General features: G+C 66.8%; 16 protein-coding genes. 4 read left to right on the top strand and 12 right to left on the bottom strand.

All coding sequences use genetic code 11. The features are described from left to right. Nucleotides 1–4: 4 nt before the first annotated feature. The gene (tssI, locus tag LT948_RS21100) at nt 5–2,071 is read right to left on the bottom strand and encodes a type VI secretion system Vgr family protein (RefSeq protein WP_073657377.1); all 2,067 of its coding nucleotides are present in this window, start codon (nt 2,069–2,071) and stop codon (nt 5–7) included. A 228-nt stretch (nt 2,072–2,299) separates the two neighbouring features. Continuing rightward, the gene (locus LT948_RS21095; protein WP_003091638.1) at nt 2,300–2,737 is read right to left on the bottom strand and encodes an HIT family protein; all 438 of its coding nucleotides are present in this window, start codon (nt 2,735–2,737) and stop codon (nt 2,300–2,302) included. Nucleotides 2,738–2,941: 204 nt separating this feature from the next. Between LT948_RS21095 and phoA the strand changes: the two genes are divergently transcribed. After that, nucleotides 2,942–4,372, top strand: coding sequence for an alkaline phosphatase (phoA, locus tag LT948_RS21090; protein WP_003091639.1), 1,431 nt, complete (start codon nt 2,942–2,944; stop codon nt 4,370–4,372). Between the two features lie 72 nt (nt 4,373–4,444). Here the strand turns inward: phoA and hrpA are convergent, their stop codons facing one another. The 4 genes from hrpA to fadD2 all read right to left on the bottom strand — a co-directional run bounded on the left by hrpA (nt 4,445) and on the right by fadD2 (nt 12,546). Beyond that, on the bottom strand, nt 4,445–8,425 hold the full coding sequence (hrpA, locus tag LT948_RS21085; protein WP_073657378.1) for an ATP-dependent RNA helicase HrpA: 3,981 nt from the start codon (nt 8,423–8,425) through the stop codon (nt 4,445–4,447). A gap of 177 nt (nt 8,426–8,602) precedes the next feature. Further along, nucleotides 8,603–8,812 carry an addiction module protein gene (locus LT948_RS21080; protein ID WP_023090424.1) on the bottom strand — a complete coding sequence of 70 codons (210 nt, stop codon included), beginning with the start codon at nt 8,810–8,812 and terminating at the stop codon, nt 8,603–8,605. Between the two features lie 122 nt (nt 8,813–8,934). Beyond that, nucleotides 8,935–10,623 (bottom strand): long-chain-fatty-acid--CoA ligase FadD1, encoded by a 1,689-nt coding sequence (fadD1, locus tag LT948_RS21075; RefSeq protein ID WP_003091643.1) that lies wholly within the window; start codon nt 10,621–10,623, stop codon nt 8,935–8,937. A 234-nt stretch (nt 10,624–10,857) separates the two neighbouring features. Then, nucleotides 10,858–12,546, bottom strand: coding sequence for a long-chain-fatty-acid--CoA ligase FadD2 (gene fadD2 / locus LT948_RS21070; protein ID WP_033990726.1), 1,689 nt, complete (start codon nt 12,544–12,546; stop codon nt 10,858–10,860). 246 nt (nt 12,547–12,792) lie between these two features. Here fadD2 and LT948_RS21065 point away from each other — a divergent pair, with 246 nt between their 5' ends. From LT948_RS21065 to LT948_RS21055, 3 genes are all read left to right on the top strand, one after another. Next, nucleotides 12,793–13,743, top strand: a complete 951-nt coding sequence (locus LT948_RS21065) for an alpha/beta hydrolase (protein ID WP_073657380.1) — start codon at nt 12,793–12,795, stop codon at nt 13,741–13,743. Beyond that, nucleotides 13,740–14,210 carry a MaoC family dehydratase gene (locus tag LT948_RS21060; protein WP_073657381.1) on the top strand — a complete coding sequence of 157 codons (471 nt, stop codon included), beginning with the start codon at nt 13,740–13,742 and terminating at the stop codon, nt 14,208–14,210. Before LT948_RS21065 ends, LT948_RS21060 begins: the two co-directional genes overlap by 4 nt. A 150-nt stretch (nt 14,211–14,360) precedes the next feature. Beyond that, complete coding sequence (locus tag LT948_RS21055; protein WP_003117592.1) at nt 14,361–15,536, top strand: MFS transporter; 1,176 nt, start codon at nt 14,361–14,363, stop codon at nt 15,534–15,536. Here LT948_RS21055 and LT948_RS21050 read toward each other — a convergent pair. From LT948_RS21050 to LT948_RS21030, 6 genes are all read right to left on the bottom strand, one after another. Continuing rightward, the gene (locus LT948_RS21050; RefSeq protein WP_003091654.1) at nt 15,517–16,374 is read right to left on the bottom strand and encodes an efflux RND transporter periplasmic adaptor subunit; all 858 of its coding nucleotides are present in this window, start codon (nt 16,372–16,374) and stop codon (nt 15,517–15,519) included. The two genes, LT948_RS21055 and LT948_RS21050, sit on opposite strands and share 20 nt — an antisense overlap. Nucleotides 16,375–16,401: 27 nt before the next feature. Beyond that, nucleotides 16,402–16,605 carry a DUF1656 domain-containing protein gene (locus LT948_RS21045; RefSeq protein WP_003091655.1) on the bottom strand — a complete coding sequence of 68 codons (204 nt, stop codon included), beginning with the start codon at nt 16,603–16,605 and terminating at the stop codon, nt 16,402–16,404. Beyond that, entirely contained in the window at nt 16,592–18,586 is a 1,995-nt protein-coding gene (locus LT948_RS21040; protein ID WP_031635895.1) for an FUSC family protein, read from the bottom strand. The genes LT948_RS21045 and LT948_RS21040 overlap by 14 nt, the downstream gene beginning before the upstream one ends. 207 nt (nt 18,587–18,793) lie before the next feature. Beyond that, nucleotides 18,794–18,907, bottom strand: a complete 114-nt coding sequence (ccoM, locus tag LT948_RS33275) for a cytochrome c oxidase subunit CcoM (protein ID WP_003091657.1) — start codon at nt 18,905–18,907, stop codon at nt 18,794–18,796. Between the two features lie 248 nt (nt 18,908–19,155). After that, on the bottom strand, nt 19,156–19,317 hold the full coding sequence (locus tag LT948_RS21035) for a hypothetical protein (RefSeq protein WP_003091659.1): 162 nt from the start codon (nt 19,315–19,317) through the stop codon (nt 19,156–19,158). After that, complete coding sequence (locus LT948_RS21030; RefSeq protein WP_073657382.1) at nt 19,314–19,916, bottom strand: alpha-ketoglutarate-dependent dioxygenase AlkB family protein; 603 nt, start codon at nt 19,914–19,916, stop codon at nt 19,314–19,316. Before LT948_RS21030 ends, LT948_RS21035 begins: the two co-directional genes overlap by 4 nt. Between the last annotated feature and the right edge of the window lie 47 nt (nt 19,917–19,963).

The raw sequence follows: 19,963 nt of genomic DNA, 5'->3' as shown, positions 1-19,963 counted from the left end.
TTCCTCAGCGCTCGGCGAGCGCCTGGCCTCTTTTCTTCGCCTGTAGCAGGCACTCTTCGCAAACCGGTTGTCGCGGCGGCAGGTTGGCCGCGACCGCCTCGGGTGGCGCGCCGGGGCTGTCCTGGTCGGCCATGCCCGGCACCCGCGGCATCTTGATCGCGATCCCCGAGCCGCTTCCCGGCGCGCCGCCTGCATTGATCCGTGCCAGCGGGCCGCTGATGGCGATGCCGCTTGCGTCGAGCCGGATGAAGCTGCCGCCGGCCTTCACCGTCAGTTCGCTGTCGGCCTCGATCACCATCTTCTGCCCGGCCTTCAGGTGGATCTCGCGCCCGGCCTTGGCCAGGTAGGCACGACCGAGCTTCACGTGCTGGCTGTCGCCGACCGTCAGGTGGTCATCGGCCTTCAGCTCGACCTTGCGCTCTCCGTGCACGGTGTGATGCTCCTCGGCCTTGAACTCGCTGTAGCTGTTCGCCTCCACGGTGTCGTGGCGTTCGTGGCCGACGCGGATCTTCTGGTCGTGCTCGATGTTCTCGTCCCAGTCGCGCTGGGCATGGACGAAGATCTGTTCCTGGCCCTTGCGATCCTCGATGCGCAGCTCGTTGTAGCCACCACCGCCAGGGCTGCTGAGGCTCTTGAAGACGCTGCGGGTCTGGTTCGCCGGCAACTCGTAGGGCACCGGGTGGGCGGCGTGGTAGACGCAGCCGCTGACCAGCGGCTGGTCGGGATCGCCTTCGAGGAAGTCCACCAGCACTTCCATGCCGACCCGCGGAATGACGATGCCGCCATAGCCGTTGCCGGCCCAACCGCTGGCTACGCGCAGCCAGCAACTGCTCTTGTCGTCGCCCTGGCCCTCGCGGTCCCAGTGGAACTGCACCCTGACCCGGCCGTAGCGGTCGCAGTGGATTTCCTCGCCCGGCGGGCCGGTCACCACCGCGGTCTGGCTGCCCAGCACGCGCGGCTTCGGGTGCTCCAGCGGCGGGCGGAAGAACACCTCCCAGGGCGTGGCGAGGAAGCGGTTGCGGTAGCCCTGCTGGAAGTCGTCCGTGCTGGCCGACGTGTCGGAGGTAACGTTCTCTTCCAGCACCTGCGGCTGCTTGCCTTCGTGGAAGATTTCGCTGAGCAGCCACAGGTCGTTCCACTCCGCGCGCGGGTGCTCGGCGATCTCCAGGAAATGCCCGCTGACCAGCAGCGGCTGGTCGCTGACCCCTTCGCCCAGGCGCCGGTCGGCGCGGTGCCGCTCCAGGGCGCGCTGGCTGAGCAGCTTGCCGCGCTGGCGATCGACGAAGCGACCGGGGTAGTCGTAGTCCTCCAGGTCCGGCTCGGCCGGGGCGTCGGCAGCGGGGCGATTGCCGGCCTCCAGCAGCAGCCGCGGCTTCTCGAAGTCGTAGTCGCGGCGAGTGGTGCGCGTGGTGCGGCTGGCCAGGCGCAGGCTGAAGCGCTTGATCACCGGTTCGTCGGCGACCAGCCCGCTGTCGTGCACGTAGGCGGTGGGACGGCCCAGGCGGGGGAACACCGTCTGGTCGTCGCCGAACACCAGCAGGTGCGCCTCGGCGCTGTGCCGGAAATGGAAATGGATGCCCTCTTCGGCACAGAGGCGCTGGACGAAATGCAGGTCGCTTTCGTCGTACTGCACGCAGTATTCGCGTTCGGGATACCGGGTGCCGAGCTGGAAGCGGTAGGCGTCGGCGAGGATGCCGTGCTCCTCGAGGATCAGGGCGACGATCTGCGGCACCGTGAGGTGCTGGAAGATCCGCTGGTTGCTGCGCTGGGCGAGGTAGGCCAGTTGCGGCACGAGGGTGAGGCGATAGCGGGTCAGGCGCTTGCCCGCGTCGGCCTGGGCGGCGCCGTAGACCAGCCCGTGGACGCCCTGGCCCTGCGGGGTGAAGGCGAGGAAGGCGGGTCGGTGCATGAGCGCTTCGAGGTCGAGGCCGGCGCGCTCGCTGACCAGTTCGAGTTCGAAGCGGTAGGGCCGGCTGATGCCTTCGTGGCCGCTGAAGGCGAGGACCTGCAGGTCGTGACGGAGGCCGTCGAGGCTGAGGCTGAAGTGGGTCTGGTTGGCCGGGTTGAACATCCGCTGTCCCCTGTTTCTCGAAAAACCTGCACGGCTGGCGTCCCTGTTCGCCGTGCTCGATCCGAAGTGCGTGATCGCGCGGATGCTACGTCAAAAAAACTGTGCAAATTGTTGCGCACATCGCCGGAAAACCGCGGCGCGCCTGACCCTCGACAGTATGTAACAAAATATTTCAGAGAAATCCGACGAGCGAAGGACCGCCCCCGTCCCGGGCCGGCCCTTGCGCAATCAGCCTTGCAGACGCTGCGCCAAACGCTCCTGAAGTTGTGCGAGCACTTCCGGGTCGCCCTGCTTCGCCGCATGGATGCCGAGGTTCTCGCCACTGAAGCGCGGGACGATGTGGAAATGGATGTGGAAGACCGTCTGCCCGGCGGGGGCGCCATTGAACTGGGCGACCTGCACGCCGTCCGGCTGCACCTCCTCGACCAGGGCGCGGGTCAGGCGCTGGACCACGGCCATGACCTTGGCCAGGTTCTGCGCATCGATCTCGAGCAGGTTGCGCGCCTCGGCGTGCTTGGGAATCACCAGGGTATGCCCGTAGGACTGCGGGAACAGATCGAGGAAGGCGAGCACGTCCTCGTCTTCGTAGACCTTGTAGCAGGGAGCTTCGCCGCGAATGATCTTGGCGAAGATGTTCTGGGAATCGTAAACGCCGTGCAGACTCATGAAGGCTTTCCTTGAACGAACCGGAATAGACCTGCGCACCATACCGGCTCGCTCCCCGCTCGTCACGACGTGATGCGTCGCGCGCTCCACACACTTCGAAAGAAATTGTCACAAGCCCGTCATCACCCTTCCCTACTTTCGTAGCACTCGCCGGATGGCCCCGCCGTCTCGCACAGCCACCTCCTCAACATAGGGAAATGCGTCATGACCCCAGGTTATCCCCTCGCCCTCTCTCTTGCCGTCTCCATGGCCGTGCTCGGCAGCGCCTTGCCGGCCCAGGCGCGCCAGGACGATCCGTCGCTGTTCAACCGCCAGGCCCGTGGCGAACTCAGCGAATACGGCGGCGCACGGCGCGTCGAGCAGGACCTGACCCAGGCCCTGAAGCAGTCGCTGTCGAAGAAGAAGGCGAAGAACGTGATCCTGCTGATCGGCGACGGCATGGGCGACTCCGAGATCACCGTGGCGCGCAACTACGCGCGCGGCGCGGGCGGCTACTTCAAGGGTATCGATGCGCTGCCGCTGACCGGCCAGTACACCCACTACTCCCTGCACAAGGACAGCGGCCTGCCGGACTACGTGACCGATTCCGCCGCCTCCGCCACCGCCTGGACCACCGGGGTCAAGTCGTACAACGGCGCAATCGGCGTGGATATCCACGAACAGCCACACCGCAACCTGCTGGAGCTGGCCAAGCTCAACGGCAAGGCCACCGGCAACGTCTCCACCGCCGAGCTGCAGGACGCCACCCCGGCCGCCCTGCTCGCCCACGTCACCGCTCGCAAGTGCTACGGCCCCGAAGCCACCAGCAAGCAGTGCCCGAGCAATGCCCTGGAGAACGGCGGCGCCGGCTCGATCACCGAGCAATGGCTGAAGACCCGCCCTGACGTGGTCCTCGGCGGCGGCGCCGCGACCTTCGCGGAAACCGCCAAGGCTGGCCGCTATGCCGGCAAGACCCTCCGCACCCAGGCCGAAGCCCGCGGCTACCGGATCGTCGAGAACCTCGACGAGCTGAAAGCCGTGCGCCGCGCCAACCAGAAGCAGCCGCTGATCGGCCTGTTCGCGCCGGGCAACATGCCAGTGCGCTGGCTCGGTCCGACCGCCACCTACCACGGCAACCTGAACCAGCCGGCGGTGAGCTGCGAGGCGAACCCGAAGCGCACCGCCGACATCCCGACCCTGGCGCAAATGACCAGCAAGGCCATCGAGCTGCTGAAGGACAATCCGAACGGCTTCTTCCTGCAGGTCGAGGGCGCGTCCATCGACAAGCAGGACCACGCCGCGAATCCGTGCGGCCAGATCGGCGAGACCGTCGACCTCGACGAAGCCGTGCAGAAGGCCCTGGCCTTCGCCAAGGCCGATGGCGAGACCCTGGTGATCGTCACCGCCGACCACGCCCACTCCAGCCAGATCATCCCGCCGGAAACCGCCGCGCCGGGGCTGACCCAACTGCTCACGACCAAGGACGGCGCGCCGCTGGCGATCAGCTACGGCAACTCCGAGGAAGGCTCCCAGGAGCACACCGGCACCCAGTTGCGCATCGCCGCCTACGGCCCGCAGGCCGCCAATGTCACCGGCCTGACCGACCAGACCGACCTGTTCTTCACCATCCGTCGCGCACTGAACCTGCGCGACTGATCGGACCAGAACGAAAAAGGCGCGCCGGTTTCGACCGGCGCGCCTTTTTCATTTCGCGCGGCATCCCTGGAACTAGCCCTCGACCTGGCTCCACTGCTTGGCCAGGCGCTTGTCCGAGACCGGCAGCCGGGTCCCCAGTTGCTGTGCGAACAACGAGACCCGGTACTCCTCCAGCATCCAGCGATACACCTGCAACTCGGCGTCGCGCTTGCCTTCCTGGGCGTGCTTGGCGAGGCGCGCCTGGTATTGCGCCCAGAGTTCGCCCAGCTCGCCGCTCCACACCCGGTCGCGCTGGACCTGGCCGGCGACCTTGTCCAGGCGCTGCTCGATGGCCTTGAGGTAACGCGGATACTCCTTCAACCACTCCAGCGGGGTGGCGCGGACGAACCCCGGATACACCAGGTTGGCCAGTTGGCCCTTGACGTCGTTCAGCGGCACGGTCATGGCCAGCTCGACCTTGCCCTTGAAGCGCTTCTGCAGGCCGTGCCAGAGCTTGAGGATATCCAGCACCAGGCGTGCCAGGCGCTCGGCGTGCTCGTTCCAGGCAGCGCGCTTGCGCTCGGCCAGCGCGGCCAGGGCGGCGCCGTCGCGCGGCAGGCTTTCGCCCTGCAGCACGCAACTGTCGAGACTGGCCAGGAGGATGTCCTCGACCAGCGCCTCGACCCGTCCCAGCTCGCGGTACAGCAGACCCATCTCGATCTGCCCCGGCAGCTTGGCGCGCAGGTACTTGGCCGGCTCGGCCAGTTGCTGCAACAGCAGTCGTTGCAGGGCGCGGCGGTGTTGGTAGTCGGCCTCGGCCTGGGTCGGGAAGCGCCCTTCCTTGACCTCGCCCTGCTCCTCCACCAGCGCCGGGTATACCGTCATCGACAATCCGGCGACCTTCTGCTGGGCCTTCTCGGCGACGCTGGCAAAGGCCTTGGCCTCCACCGGACGCTGCTGTTCCTTGTCGACCTGGGGTATCGCCAGGGCCGCCTGGCTGGCTTCGGCGAAACGCGCGGTGAGTTCGGCCAGGTCGCGGCCCTCGCCGAGGAACTTGCCCTGGGCGTCGACCACCTCGATGTTCATCCGCAGGTGATCGTCCAACTGCGTCGCCGCCTCGGCCCAGGCCTCGTCGGCTACCCGCACGCCGGTCATGCGCTGAAGCTCGCGGCCCAGCACCTGCGGCAGCGAACCTTCGCCGAAGGTGATGCGCTCCAGGGCGGCGCGGACGAAGTCCGGTACCGGCACGAAGCTCTTGCGGATCGCCTTCGGCAGGTTGCGCACCAACGCCACCGCCTTGTCGTAGAGCAGGCCGGGCACCAGCCAGTCGATGCGTTCGGCCGGCAATTGCGGCAGCAGCGGCGCCGGTACCCGCACGGTGACGCCGTCGCGCGCGGTGCCGGGCTCGAACTGGTAGCTCAGCGACAGGTGCAGATCGCCCAGGCGCAGGCGATCCGGGTACTGCGCCGCAGTGACTTCGCTGGCTTCGCGGGCCAGCACGTCTTCCTCGCGCATCAGCAGCAGGTCCGGCTGGTTCTGCCGCTCGCGGGCGTACCATTTCTCGAAACTGGCGGTCTGGTAGATATCCGCCGGCAGGCGCGCGTCGTAATAGGCGAACAGGGTTTCCTCGTCGGCCAGGATGTCGCGCCGGCGTGCCTTGGCTTCCAGCTCGTCGAGCTTTTCCAGCAACTGCCGGTTGGCGCTCAGGCACCTGGCGCGGCTGTTGATCTCGCCGCGCACCAGGCCTTCGCGGATGAACAGCTCGCGCGCCACCGGCGGGTCGATCGGACCGTAGTGCACCGGACGTCGACCGATGACGATGAGGCCGTAGAGGGTGACCTGCTCGAACGCCACCACCTGGCCGCGACGCTTCTCCCAGTGCGGCTCGAAGTGGTTGGTCTTGATCAGGTGCCCAGCCAGCGGCTCCAGCCAGTCCGGCTCGATCTTCGCGACCATTCGGGCGAACAGCTTGGTGGTCTCCACCAGTTCCGCGGCCATGATCCATTGCGGGCGCTTGCGAGCGATGCCGCTGGACGGATGGATCCAGAAACGTCGCTGGCGAGCGCCGAGGTAGTCGCCTTCCTCGGCCTTCTGCCCGATCTGGCTGAGCAGGCCGGACAGGATCGCTTTGTGGACCGCCGCGTAATCGATCCCCGGTACCTCGCGTTCGTTGTCGGCCGACGCGCCTTTCTTCGCCTCCGGCTTGCGCGCCTCGGCCTTGGCCGGACGCCCGAACGGCAGCTTCAGTTCGCGGCAGATCAGGGTCAGTTGGCGGTGGGCGTCGCGCCACTCACGCAGGCGCAGGTAGTTGAGGAAGTTCTTCCGGCACCAGCTGCGCAGGGCATTGGAACCCAGCGCCTGGCGCTGCTCCTCGAAGCCACGCCAGAGATTGATCAGCGCGGCGAAGTCGGAATCCGGGTCCTTCCATTGCGCGTGCGCCTGGTCGGCGGCCTGCTGCCGCTCCACCGGACGCTCGCGCGGGTCCTGCACGGACAGCGCGCTGGCCACCGTCAACACTTCCTCGAGGCTACCCTGCTGGGCCGCCTCCAGCAGCATGCGGCCCAGCCTCGGGTCGATCGGCAGGCGCGCCAGTTGGCGCCCCAGCGGGGTCAGCTGGCCTTCGCGGTTGACCGCCGACAGTTCCTGCAGAAGGGTGAAGCCGTCCTTGATCGCCTTGCCGTCCGGCGGCTCGATGAAGGGGAACGCCTCGATGTCGCCGAGGCGCAGGTGCAGCATCTGCAGGATCACCGCGGCCAGGTTGGTGCGGAGGATTTCCGGGTCGGTGAAGGCCGGACGCGCGTTGAAGTCCTCCTCGCTGTAGAGACGCACGCATATGCCCGGCTCGACCCGTCCGCAACGGCCCTTGCGCTGGTTGGCGCTGGCCTGCGACACCGCCTCGATGGGCAGCCGCTGGACCTTGGCGCGGTAGCTGTAGCGGCTGATCCGCGCGGTGCCGCTGTCGATCACGTAACGGATGCCCGGCACCGTCAGCGAGGTTTCCGCGACGTTGGTGGACAGCACGATCTTGCGTCCCGGGCGCGGCTGGAAGATCTTCTGCTGCTCGGCCGGGGTCAGTCGCGCGTACAGCGGCAGCACCTCGGTGTGGCGCAGGTTGGCCTTGCGCAGCATCTCCGCGGCGTCGCGGATCTCCCGCTCGCCGGGGAGGAACACCAGCACGTCGCCGGGCCGCTTGCCGACCTCGCGTTCGTGGGCGGCGATCTCGTCGAGGGCGGCGAGGATGCCCTGGTCCACCGACAGGTCGTCCTCGACCCGGTTGCCCTCCTCGTCGGTTTCCGCCGCCAGCGGCCGGTACCAGGTCTCCACCGGATAGGTGCGGCCGGAAACCTCGATCACCGGGGCGCCGTCGAAATGCCGGGAGAAACGCTCCAGGTCGATGGTCGCCGAGGTGATGATCAGCTTCAGGTCCGGACGCCGGTGCAACAGGGTCTTCAGGTAGCCGAGGAGGAAGTCGATGTTCAGGCTGCGCTCGTGGGCTTCGTCGACGATCAGCGTGTCGTAGCGCTCCAGGTAGCGGTCGTGCTGGGTCTCGGCCAGGAGGATGCCGTCGGTCATCAGCTTGACCAGGGTGCTGTCGTCGCTCTGGTCCTCGAAGCGCACCTGGTAGCCGACCAGCGCGCCCAGCGGCGTGCCGATCTCTTCCGCGACCCGCGTCGCCACGCTGCGCGCCGCCAGCCGACGCGGCTGGGTATGGCCGATCAGGCCGTGGATGCCGCGCCCCAGCTCCAGGCAGATCTTCGGCAACTGGGTGGTCTTGCCCGAGCCGGTCTCGCCGGCGATCACCACCACCTGGTGGGCGGCGATGGCGGCCTTGATCTCGTCGCGCTTGGCGGCGATCGGCAGGCTGTCGTCGTAGCGGATCGCCGGCACGCTGGCGCGCCGCGCCTCGACCTTGGCGCAGGAGGCCTGGAAGCGCTCGACCCACTGCGCCAGGCGCGCGTCGTCGGGCTGCTTGCGCAGTTCGTGGAGCTGCCGGCGCAAGCGGTGGCGGTCGCTGATCTGGGCCTGGTCGAGGCGCCGGACGAGTTGGTCAAGGGAAGGAGTCTGGTCGGTCATCTAGTAGGCTTTTCGAATGCTGTGAGCGTGCCGCAGTCGCGGAGGACGGGAGAAGCTCCGGCCACTGCCGAGGCGAAAAATATTCGGAATTGTCGCAGATTTGAGCGGAAGAGGACGAATCCCGGTTAACGCTCGCTGCCGCTATACGGCCGACGCTGCTGCTGGGCGATGGCCCTCTCAGCGCCCCAGTCGTTTGAGCACCTCGGCCAGCGGCAGCGCATCGGCGGTGCCCGCCCGGCAGTCGGCGAGGCGATCCTCGGCCACTCGCAGCCATTGGCGCTCCACCTCGGGGCCGGCGCGATCCAGCAATGCCTGGATCAGTTCCAGACACCGGCTGATCGGCAGACGGCGTATTTCTTCGGCCAGGGCAGGATCGAGGCGGGCCATGGGGGTTTTCTCCGGCAGGTGATGCGCTGCAGGCACGTCCGCACAGGCCCGCTCACCCCGCAACCGACTGCCTGCAACGAAGAAGCCCCGCATCGGCGGGGCTTCTTCAGGCAACGGCGGACTTACTTCTGGCCCGCCTTCTTCAGCTCTTCGTCGCGCAGTTCGCGGCGCAGGATCTTGCCGACGTTGGTGGTCGGCAGGCTGTCGCGGAACTCCACGGCCTTCGGCCGCTTGTAGCCGGTCAGGTTGTCATGCATGTGCTGCATGACCTGTTCCTTGGTCAGGGTCGCCCCCGGCTTGACCACCACGAAGACCTTGATCGACTCGCCGGACTTCTCGTCGGGGATGCCGATCGCGGCACACTGCAGGACGCCCGGCAGGGTCGCCAGCACGTCTTCCAGCTCGTTCGGGTAAACATTGAAGCCGGAGACCAGGATCATGTCCTTCTTCCGGTCGACGATGCGCATGTAGCCGTCTTCCTGGATGATCGCGATATCGCCGGTCTTCAGCCAACCATCGGCGTCGAGGATCTCGTCGGTGGCTTCCTGGCGCTGCCAGTAGCCCTTCATCACCTGCGGACCTTTCACGCAGAGTTCGCCGCGCTCGCCCAGGGGCACTTCCTGGCCGTCGTCGCCGATCACCTTGCACAGGGTCGAGGGCACCGGGATACCGATGGTGCCGACCTGGATGTTCTGGAACGGGTTGACCGATACCACCGGCGCGGTCTCGGTCATGCCGTAGCCTTCGCAGATGGCGCAGCCGGTGACTTCCTTCCAGCGCTCCGCGGTGGCCAGCTGCAGTGCCATGCCGCCGGAGAGGGTCAGTTTCAGCGCGGAGAAGTCCAGCTTGCGGAAGGTCTCGTTGTTGCACAGGGCGACGAACAGGGTGTTCAGGCCGACGAAGCCGGTGAACTTCCACTGGCCGAGGTCCTTGAGCATCGACGGCAGGTCGCGCGGGTTGGTGATCAGGATGTTGTGGTTGCCGGTGAGCATCATCGCCATGCAATGGAAGGTGAAGGCGTAGATGTGGTACAGCGGCAGCGGCGCGATGAGGATCTCGCAGCCCTCGTTGAGGTTGGCGCCCATCAGCGCCTTGCACTGCAACATGTTGGCCACCAGGTTGCGGTGGGTCAGCATGGCGCCCTTGGCGACCCCGGTGGTGCCGCCGGTGTATTGCAGCACGGCGACGTCGTCGGCCTGCGGCGCGGCTTCCTGGAACGACTTGCCGGCGCCCCTGGCCAGCGCGTCGGTCAGCTTGGTGGCTTGCGGCAGGCTATAGGCCGGCACCATCTTCTTGATGTGCTTGACCACGAAGTTGACGATGAAGCGCTTCAGCGGCGGCAGGATGTCGCCGACTTCGGTGACGATCACCTGCTTGACGCCGGTCTTCGGCAGTACGCCCTCGACCAGATGGGCCATGTTGGCCAGGCAAACCACCGCCTTGGCGCCGGAGTCGTTGAACTGGTGTTCCAGCTCGCGCGCGGTGTACAGCGGGTTGGTGTTGACCACGATGAGGCCGGCGCGCATGGCGCCGAAGACCACGATCGGGTATTGCAGGACGTTGGGCAACTGGACGGCGATGCGGTCGCCGGGCTTGAGATCGGTGTGCTGCTGCAGATAGGCGGCGAAGTCGCCGGACAGCTTGTACAGCTCGCCGTAGGTCAGGGTCTTGCCCAGGTTGGTGAACGCGGGCTTGGTGGCAAAACGTTGGCAGGACTCCTTCAGTACCGACAGGATGTTCGGGTACTGGTCGGGATTGATCTCGGCAGCAATACCCGCTGGGTACTTGTCCTTCCAGAAGTTTTCGATCATGGAAGCCCACTCCTAAGCAACAGCTAATCTTCACCGCTCATGGCGGCATCTTGTTGTGATCTGCTCGCTAACCCTGGACCCAGGGCTATTAGGCGCGCCGAGATTATCAGCTTTGCCAGAGGCAGACCAGCACCAAACATGACCTATTCGGTCAAAAAAATGACCGAGACATTAGTCTCGGTCACGGTCTTTCCTGTCCCCGGCAAATGCCCGTTTCAGAGCCTTGTAAGGCTATCAGGCGATTTCGCGCAGCTCACGACGGAGGATTTTACCCACAGGCGTCATCGGTAATGCATCCTTGAGCACAATCTGTCGCGGAATTTTGTATCCGGTGAGGTTTTCCTTGCAGTAGGCCTTGAGTTCCTCGACCGACAGGCTGGGGTCGCGGGCCACCACGAACAGCTTCACCGCCTCGCCGGACTTCTCGTCGGGAATGCCCACCGCCGCGCAACTGGCCACCTTCGGATGGGCCATCACCACGTCTTCGATCTCGTTGGGGTAGACATTGAAGCCGGAGACCAGGATCAGGTCCTTCTTGCGATCGACGATGCGCACGAAGCCGTCCTCGTCGATCACCGCGATGTCGCCGGTCTTCAGCCAGCCTTCGGCATCGAGAATCTCCTCGGTGGCCTCGGGACGCTGCCAGTACCCCTTCATCACTTGCGGACCTTTCACGCAGAGTTCGCCACGTTCGCCGACAGGCAGCTCGTTGCCCTGCTCGTCGATCACCTTGAGCGCCGTGCCCACGACCGGTATCCCCACCGTACCCAGGCGTGCCTGCTCGCCGTAGGGGTTGGTGGTCACCACCGGCGAGCATTCGGTGAGGCCATAGCCTTCCACCACGGTGCAGCCGGTGACGCCCTTCCAGCGCTCGGCGGTGGCGCTGACCAGTGCGGTGCCGCCGGAGTTGGTGAGCTTCAGGTTGGAGAAATCGACGTCCTTGAACCCGGGGTGCTCCATCAGCGCGACGAACAGGGTGTTGAGGCCGAGCAGCGCGGAGAAACGCCACTTCTTCAGTTCCTTGACGAAAGCGGGGATGTCGCGCGGGTTGGTGATCAGCACGTTATGGTTGCCGCTGACCATCATGCACATGCAGTTCGCGGTGAAGGCATAGATGTGGTAGAGCGGCAGCGGCGCGATCATCACCTCCTGCGCCTCCTTCATCAGCGGCAGGCCATCCTTGCCGAGCTGGGAAAGCTGGGCGTGGACCTGCAGCATGTTCGCCACCAGGTTGCCGTGGGTGAGCATCGCCCCCTTCGAGACCCCGGTGGTGCCGCCGGTGTACTGCAACACGGCGACATCCTCCAGGCCGACCCTGACCGGCTGCAGGGCATGGCCCTGGCCTTGCTTCAAGGCCTGCCTGAACGGCAGCGCCTGGGGCAAGCGATAATCGGGGACCATCTTCTTCACCGACTTCACCACGCTGTTCACCAGCCAACCCTTCAGCGCCGGCAACAGGTCGCCCATGCGCGCCTCGATCAGGTACTCGATCCGCGTATCCGGGAGCACTTCCTCGACCAGCTTGCCGAACACGTTCAGATAGACCAGCGCACGCACGCCGGCGTCCTTGAACTGGTGGCGCATTTCGCGGGCGGTGTACAGCGGATTGGTGTTGACCACCACCAGCCCCGCGCGCAAGGCGCCGAACACCGCGATGGGATATTGCAGGACATTGGGCATCTGCACCGCGATGCGGTCGCCGGGCTGGAGATCGGTCTGTTTCTGCAGGTAGGCGGCGAAGGCGGCGGACAGACGATCGAGTTCGGCGTAGCTGAGCGTCACGCCGAGATTGCTGAAGGCCGGGCGGTCGGCGAATTTCTTGCAGGAGCGCTCGAAGACCTCGACCACGGAACGGTAGGCGGCGAAGTCGAGACTGTCGGGTACGCCGGCCGGGCGTTTGTCGTTCCAGAATTCAGGTTGCATTTATTCTTGTCCTCTTACCTGAGCGGGTCTGGCCCGCATGTGCGGGGCATCGGGCAACTTAGCAGTTGCGTCGGACAGCGCAAATACTCCTCCTGCCCTTATTGATAGTGTGAATCTCCAGCCTGTCGCTCTTCGCCGCCCGCCATTCCAGAGCGGCCCGTGCCCAAGGGTGGCGCTTTTCCGGGACGAAGCCGCGTACGCTGCTAGAATGCGCCGGAACGCGTCCGCCCGGCACAAGGAACGAACATGCCCGCCGCTGCCTACTGGCTCCCCGCCAGCGACGAAACCCCGCTGTACACCCGCCACTGGCCGAGCGCAACGGCCGTCGGCGCGGTGATGCTGTCCCACGGCATGGCCGAGCACGCCGGTCGCTACGAGCGTCTCGCCGCCGCGCTGAACGCTGCCGGCTACCACTTCTATGCGATCGACCAGCGCGGCCACGGCCGGACCGCCGAAGCCGACGAGCTGGGCCACTTCGCCGACCAGGGCGGCTGGGGCAAGGTGGTCGGCGACCTGGCCAGCCTGAACCACCATATCCGCCAGCAGCACCCGGAACTGCCGATCTTCCTGCTGGGCCACAGCATGGGCAGCTACATCTCCATGGCCTACCTGCTGCACCACAGCTGCAGCCTGCAAGGGGCGATCCTTTCCGGTTCCAACTACCAGCCGCAAGCGCTCTACCGGATCGCCCGCCTGATCGCCCGCTTCGAGCGCTGGCGCCAGGGGCCGCTGGGCAAGAGCGCGCTGATCGACTTCCTCTCGTTCGGCTCGTTCAACAAGGCGTTCAAGCCCAATCGCACGGCCTTCGACTGGCTCAGTCGCGATCCGCAGGAAGTCGACAGGTACGTGGCCGACCCGCTGTGCGGCTTCCGCTGCAGCAACCAGTTGTGGGTGGACCTGCTCGGCGGCCTGGCCGATATCACCCCGCCCACCCACCTGCGGCAGATCGATGCCGGCCTGCCGCTGCTGATCATCGGCGGCGAACGCGACCCGGTCAGCCAGGGCAGGCGCCTGGGCGACCTGGCCGACGCCCTGCGCGGTGCCGGGCTGCGCCAGGTGACCCTGAAGACCTATCCCGAGGCCCGTCACGAGCTGTTCAACGAGAGCAACCGCGACGCGGTCACCCAAGACCTGATCGACTGGCTGGAACAGGCCCTGCGCCACCGCCGGGATCATTCGACAAAGGAGAGAACATGAGCCAGGTCCAGAACATTCCCTACGCCGAGCTAGAGGTCGGGCAAAAGGCCGAGTACACCAGCAGCATCGCCGAGCGCGACCTGCAGTTGTTCGCCGCAGTCTCCGGCGACCGCAACCCGGTGCATCTGGACGCCGCCTACGCGGCCACCACCCAGTTCAAGGAACGCATCGCCCACGGCATGCTCAGCGGCGCCCTGATCAGCGCGGCGATCGCCACCGTGCTGCCCGGTCCAGGCACCATCTATCTCGGCCAGACCCTGCGCTTCACCCGTCCGGTCAAGCTCGGCGACGACCTGAAGGTCGAACTGGAAGTCATCGAGAAGCTGCCGAAGAACCGCGTGCGCATGGCCACGCGGGTGTTCAACCAGGCAGGCAAGCAGGTGGTCGACGGCGAAGCGGAGATCATGGCGCCGGAAGAGAAGCTCAGCGTCGAGCTGGCCGAACTGCCGCCGATCAGCATCGGCTGAGCAGCCTTCCCTGCCGTCGGGCCATCCGGCCCGGCGGACTTGCCGGGCCGCCGCGCGCTGCTCTACCCTGTCCGCTGTCTTACCTCAATCACCAGGGATAACCGAAGGCACTCCACCGCCCGAAACCCCTTACCGGGAATCGGAGCCGCCATGGACCTTCGCTTGCTGTTGCTATCCCTGACCACCTTCGCCGCCGGCCTGGCGGAAAGCATCCTGATCGGCATCCTGCCGCCCCTGGCCGAAGACCTGCGGGTCTCCATCAGCCTGGCCGGCCAGCTCACCACCCTGTTCTCCCTCGGCTTCGCCCTCGCCGCACCGCTGCTCGGCTGGCTGACCCGGCGCATCGAACGCCGCCGCCTGCTGCTGGCGACCCTGCTGCTGTTCGCCCTCAGCAACGCGCTCGCCGCCCTCGCTCCGGGCTATCTCGGCCTGCTCCTGGCTCGCCTGGGAATGTCGGCCTGTTGCGGGCTGCTGATCGTCCTCGCCAGCCTGCTCGCCGCCGAGCTGGCCGCCCCGGCCCAGCGCGGCCGGGCGATCGGCCTGATCTTCATGGGCATCAGCGGTTCGCTGGTGTTCGGCGTGCCACTGGGCGTACAGATCAGCGACTGGTTCGGCTGGCGCTGGATCTTCGCCGGCATCGCGGTCTATTCGCTGCCCTTGTGCCTGCTGCTCTGGCGCTACCTGCCGCAACGCCAGGCCGGCGACCTGCCCGGCCGCGAAGGCTACCTGCGGCAGTTGCGCCAGCCCGCGCTGTGGCTCGCGCAACTGGTATCGATCCTGTTGCTCGGCGGGCACTTCACCCTGTTCGCCTATTTCACCCCGTACCTGGCGAGCATGGCCGGTATTCGCTCGCCCAGCGAGATCAGCCTGATCCTCCTGCTGATCGGCCTGGCAGCGCTGAGCGGCGGCTATATCGGCGGCTGGCTGGCCGACCGCCTCGGCCACCGGCGCGCCCTGCGTCTGGTGCCGGCGGCCTTCGCCCTGGCGCTGGCGGCGGTGCCGCTGAGCCTGGGCAGCATCGGGTTCCTGCCGGTACTGATGGTCTGGAGCGCGATCAGCTGGATGATCTCGCCGGTGGTGCAGAGCTTCCTGCTGCGCAGCGATCCGGCCAGCGGTTCCGCCGGCGTCGCCCTGAACACCTCGGCCATGCACCTGGGCGTGGGCCTCGGCGCGGCGCTGGGCGGCCTGGTGGTGGCGGCACTGGGAGTCGCCGCGACGCCCTGGGTCGGCCTCGCCCTGGTGCTGGCGGCGCTGGCCTGCGCGCTTGGCGCCAGCACGCTGGATGGCGCCACGCAAGCGCTGCCGTTCAGTCCCCCTGCACGGTGACGCTGGCGGTCATCCCGGCGCTCAGGTGGACATCCGCCGGCACCTGGTCGAGGCGGATGCGCACCGGAATGCGCTGCGCCAGGCGCACCCAGTTGAAGGTCGGCTCGACATTGGCCAGCAACTGGCCGTCCGGCGTCGAGTTGCGGTCGGTGATACCGCTGCTGATGCTCTCCACCGTGCCGTCGATCGGCTGATCGCCGCTCATCAGGCGGACCTGGGCGCGCATGCCGACGCGGATGCCGGGCAGCTTGGTTTCCTCGAAGTAGGCGACCACATAGAAGGACTGCTGGTCGACCAGCGCCATCACCGCCTGGCCCGCCGTGGCGTAGTTGCCCTGGGCCAGGCGCAGGTTGGTCACCTGGCCGTTGCGCGCAGCGCGCAGTTCGCTGCGCTTGAGGTTGAGTTCGGCGATCTTCACCTGGGCCAGCGCTTCCTGGTACTCGCTGCGAGCGATGGCGGCATTGATCTGGGCGTTTTCCTTGTCCTCGGCGCTGATCGCGCCGATGCCCAGGCGGCTGCGCCGGGCCGCCTCGTTCTGGCGCAACAGGTATTGCTGGTGACGGGTCTCGGCGACGGCGCGGGCCTGCTCCAGATTGGCCTGGTAGCGTTCCTGGTCGATGCGCATCAGCACGTCGCCGACCTTGACCACCTGGTTGTCCTTGACCTCCAGGTCGGTCACCCAGCCGGACACGTCCGGCGCCACCACCACCACGTCGGCCCGTACCCGGGCATCGCGGGTCCAGGGCGAGAGCATGTAGTAGCGCCAGAGCCAGATGCCGGCGAGGACAGCGGCAGCGACCACCAGCAGGGTGACGACGACGCGAAGCGATGCACGCATGCGAATCTCCTTCTCGGGGCGACGGATTCAGGTCGTGGCCGCCCAGGTAATGCCACTCAACATCAAAATGAACAGGGCGCAGTCGAACAGCGCCTCGTGCCAGACCCAGCGACGCAACGGCGTTTTCTGGATCAGCACCCGCAGCGCGGCGGTGGCCGCCAGCGCCAGCAGGGCATAGACGAACAGCGGGCTGAGGTAGACGCCGCCCCAGGCCGACTCATGCAGACTCATGGCTTTCCTCCTGATGGCACCACTGCTGCCAGGTGAACAGCAGTTGCGCCAGGGCCGCGCGCGCCAGGCGGCTGGCTTCGTCGTCGTGGCGAGCGTCGCGCTCCAGGGCTTCGCGCAACGGCAGGCTGATCCGTTCCAGGCGGTCGCTGCGCGGCCCCGCGGGACCGGCCTCAAGCAGCTCGCCCAGTTCCCCGAGGAAGCGGTCGCGCGCCTTGCGCAGGACGCCACGGGCGCCTTCCAGGCAGGCCCGCAGGTGGATCAGTTCGTTACCCAGGTCGAGCGCCAGGAGGCCATCGTCCCAACGCCGCCGCTCCTGCTCCGGCAACAGGTTGGCGTGCCGCGCCAGGCGCAACAGGCGGTCGGCCATGCGCCCGCCGAACCAGTTCTCCGCCTGCGCCAGCGGGCGCCGGGTGAGGCGGCCGAGGTCGACGCAGGTGGCGTCCAGCAGGCGTCGGGTCAGCCAGCCCGGACGCAAGGTCAGCAAGCGGAAGATCACCACCGCGAAGCCGACTCCGATCAGTACGCCCTGGGCGGAATTCAGCAGGGTCGCGAGGTCGTAGTCCATCTGGTTGCGCGGCGCGACCAGGACGATGAAGTGGATCGCGAACGAGGTGGCGGTGCCGGCGGTGACCGGTACGGCCATGCCCAGGGTGGCGAAGAACAGCGGCACGCCCATCGCCAGGCAGAGCAGCGGGAAGCCATTCCACTGCGGCAGCAGCCACTGGCTGACCAGCATCGCCGCCGGGATCGCGTAGACGATGCCGCGCAGGAAGCTCAGGCCGATGGCCACCGCGTTGTCGCGGTTGGCGAACAGGCTGCACACCACCGCCGCCAGCAGCATCGCGCCGGACGCCGCCGGCCACGCGGTATAGATCCAGTAGACCGACAGCCCGAGCAACGCCAGGGCGCTACGCGCGCCGTAGAACAGCGCCATCTGCAGGTCGCGGTGCCAGGACAGGGTGCCGGCGCTGCCCACCCGCCCCTCGACCTCGCCGCTGGCCACCGCGCGCATGCCCTTCTCGGCATTCACCGCCTTGAGCAGCAGCACCGAGCAACGGGTCAGCAGGTAACGCTGGTCGTTGCTCCACTGCGGCTCGACCGCGACCTGCGCCAACTCCTCGCGCAGCGCCTGCATCGACGCCGGATCGGCCCCTTCCAGGGCGCTGGCCAGCGCAGCCAGCCAGCGCTCCACCTGGCGCTCTTCCTCGTCGTTCAGCCGCGCCCGTTGCCGGGCCACGCCGCGCGCGGTGCGCAACAGGCTGAGCAGGTCGCGCGAGAGCAACGCCAGGGCGCCGGCCCGGCGCCGCCCGCGCTCGCCCTCGAACCAGGCATGGTCGCGCTGCGCATCGACCTCGACGATCTTGCTCAGCGCGTTGAGCAGCCCCTGCGGCTGCCGCTGGCGCGGGTCGATCTCGCCGCGCGCGGCCTGCATGCCCAGCAGCCAGGTGGCGTGGGCCTGCTTGTCGAGGTTCTGCTCGACCCGCTGCGGCCAGAGGATCGCACTGACCGCCGAGGCGCAGATGATCCCCAGGCAGATCTCGGTACAACGCGCCACCGCCTGCTCGAAGACCAGCAGCGGCTGGTCCACCGCCGGCAGGCCAATGATCGCCACCGTATAGCCGGAAAGTACGAAGGCATAGGAAACGTGGTTGCGCAGGGAGGTTGAGGCCGCCGTGCAGAGCCCCAGCCAGAGCGAGATGGCCAGCAGGAACAACCAGGGCGCCTGGGCGAACAGCGCGATCATCAGCACCGACATCGCGGTGCCGACCAGGGTGCCGAGCAGGCGGAACAAGCCCTTCGCCACCACCATGCCGGACAACGGCTGGGACACGATCAGCACGGTCATCAGCGCCCATTGCGGCTGCTCCAGGTCGAAGCGAAAGGCGCACCACAACGCCAGGCCGCCGGCCAGGAGCGTCTTGATGGCGAACTTGAGCGCCAGCGTCGAGGGTGCCAGGAACGGCTTCCAGTGAATGGGCACAGGGTCTTCCGAAACGGGGTCTACATCAGCATAGATAGCCGGCGAACGCCGAGGCGATATGTGCAGCCTATATTATTAGGTTGCTAACAATATCGTCCAGCGACATTCGTAGTATCCCGATCGCTGCGCCGGTGTTTTTCCAGGCGCAAAAAAACGGGCGACCGAAGTCGCCCTAAGTGCCTTGCGTGCTCTGTGTATCCGGGAGGATCAGCCTTTGCGGCTATGGGAATCCTTCCAGATGAAGTAACCGACCCCACCGAAGAAAGCGACCATGAGGCCTACCGTAAGAATCCCTGCGAGAACCACTTCGTCGATGAACATGTTGATGGCCTCCAGTTGCCGGTTGGGTGTTGCTCGATGGGCTCAGATTAGCGAGGCGCGGCGGCGCAATATTGACCTGGATCAATCGCCCGGACGGGCTTTTTCGGCCAGGTGCATGACACTGACCCAGGTCAAGTTTCGCAGGAGGGAGAATGCGGTCGGACGCCGCAGATAACCGGGAGAAACCTGCCCGATCGCCGCACGTTGCCCGCAGGAATGCGCCGCCGGCGAACGCGGCGGCGGAGGCTTCAGCGCTTCTTCGGCTTGCCTTTCGGCTTCTTCCGCGGCTTGCCCAGCGGCAACACCTGTTCGAAGGCCTTGCGGACCTCCTGCAGGCGCTTCTCGTGCACGTCGTGGATGCGCTTGTCGCGCTCGGCGCTGAGGTCGATCACCTTGTCGTCGTCGTTCATGGCTGGGGGTACACCAGGCGGAAGGTCAGGTTCAAACGGGGCATGCAGGAGCGGCGGGTCTTCGCCACCTGATGTTGCCAATGATGCTGGGTTGCGCCGCGCATGACCAGCAGGCTGCCATGGGTCAGTTCCAGGGAATGGGCGATGCGGGTCTGGCCCTTGCGCCGCAGGTCGAAGCGGCGGCTGCCGCCGAGACTGAGCGAGGCGACCAGCGGATCGCGGCGCAGCTCTGGCTCATCGTCGCTGTGCCAGCCCATGGAGTCCTGGCCGTCGCGGTAGTAGTTCAGCAGCACGCCGTTGACCCGCTGGCCGACCTCGCGCTCCAAGCGCTCGCGGATCTCGCCGAGCAACGCGGTCCATGGCAGCGGCCGGTGGACCTGGCCGGAATAACGGTAGGCGGCTTCCGGGTCGCCGTACCAGGCCACCAGGCGCGGGGTCGGATGCTCCTCGCCATGGATGCGCAGGATCGGCTGTTCCCAGGGCGTTTCCTGTTCCAGGCGCAACAGCCAGGCGCTCGCCAGCGGCGCATCCAGCCAATGCGGGAGATAGCGCAGGTCGGCGTCCGGCAGGGTCAGGGGTGCGTCGGCGAACAGGTCCATGGGCCGCAGGTTACTACGCCGCAAGGCCGCTGCTGAAGCCTGGAAAA

It is taken from the genome of Pseudomonas sp. CP-1 (genome assembly GCF_021213715.1).
GTDB classification, from domain to species: domain Bacteria; phylum Pseudomonadota; class Gammaproteobacteria; order Pseudomonadales; family Pseudomonadaceae; genus Pseudomonas; species Pseudomonas aeruginosa.
The sequence above is the reverse complement of the archived record's forward strand: the minus strand, read 5'-3'. Positions and strand labels throughout refer to the sequence as shown.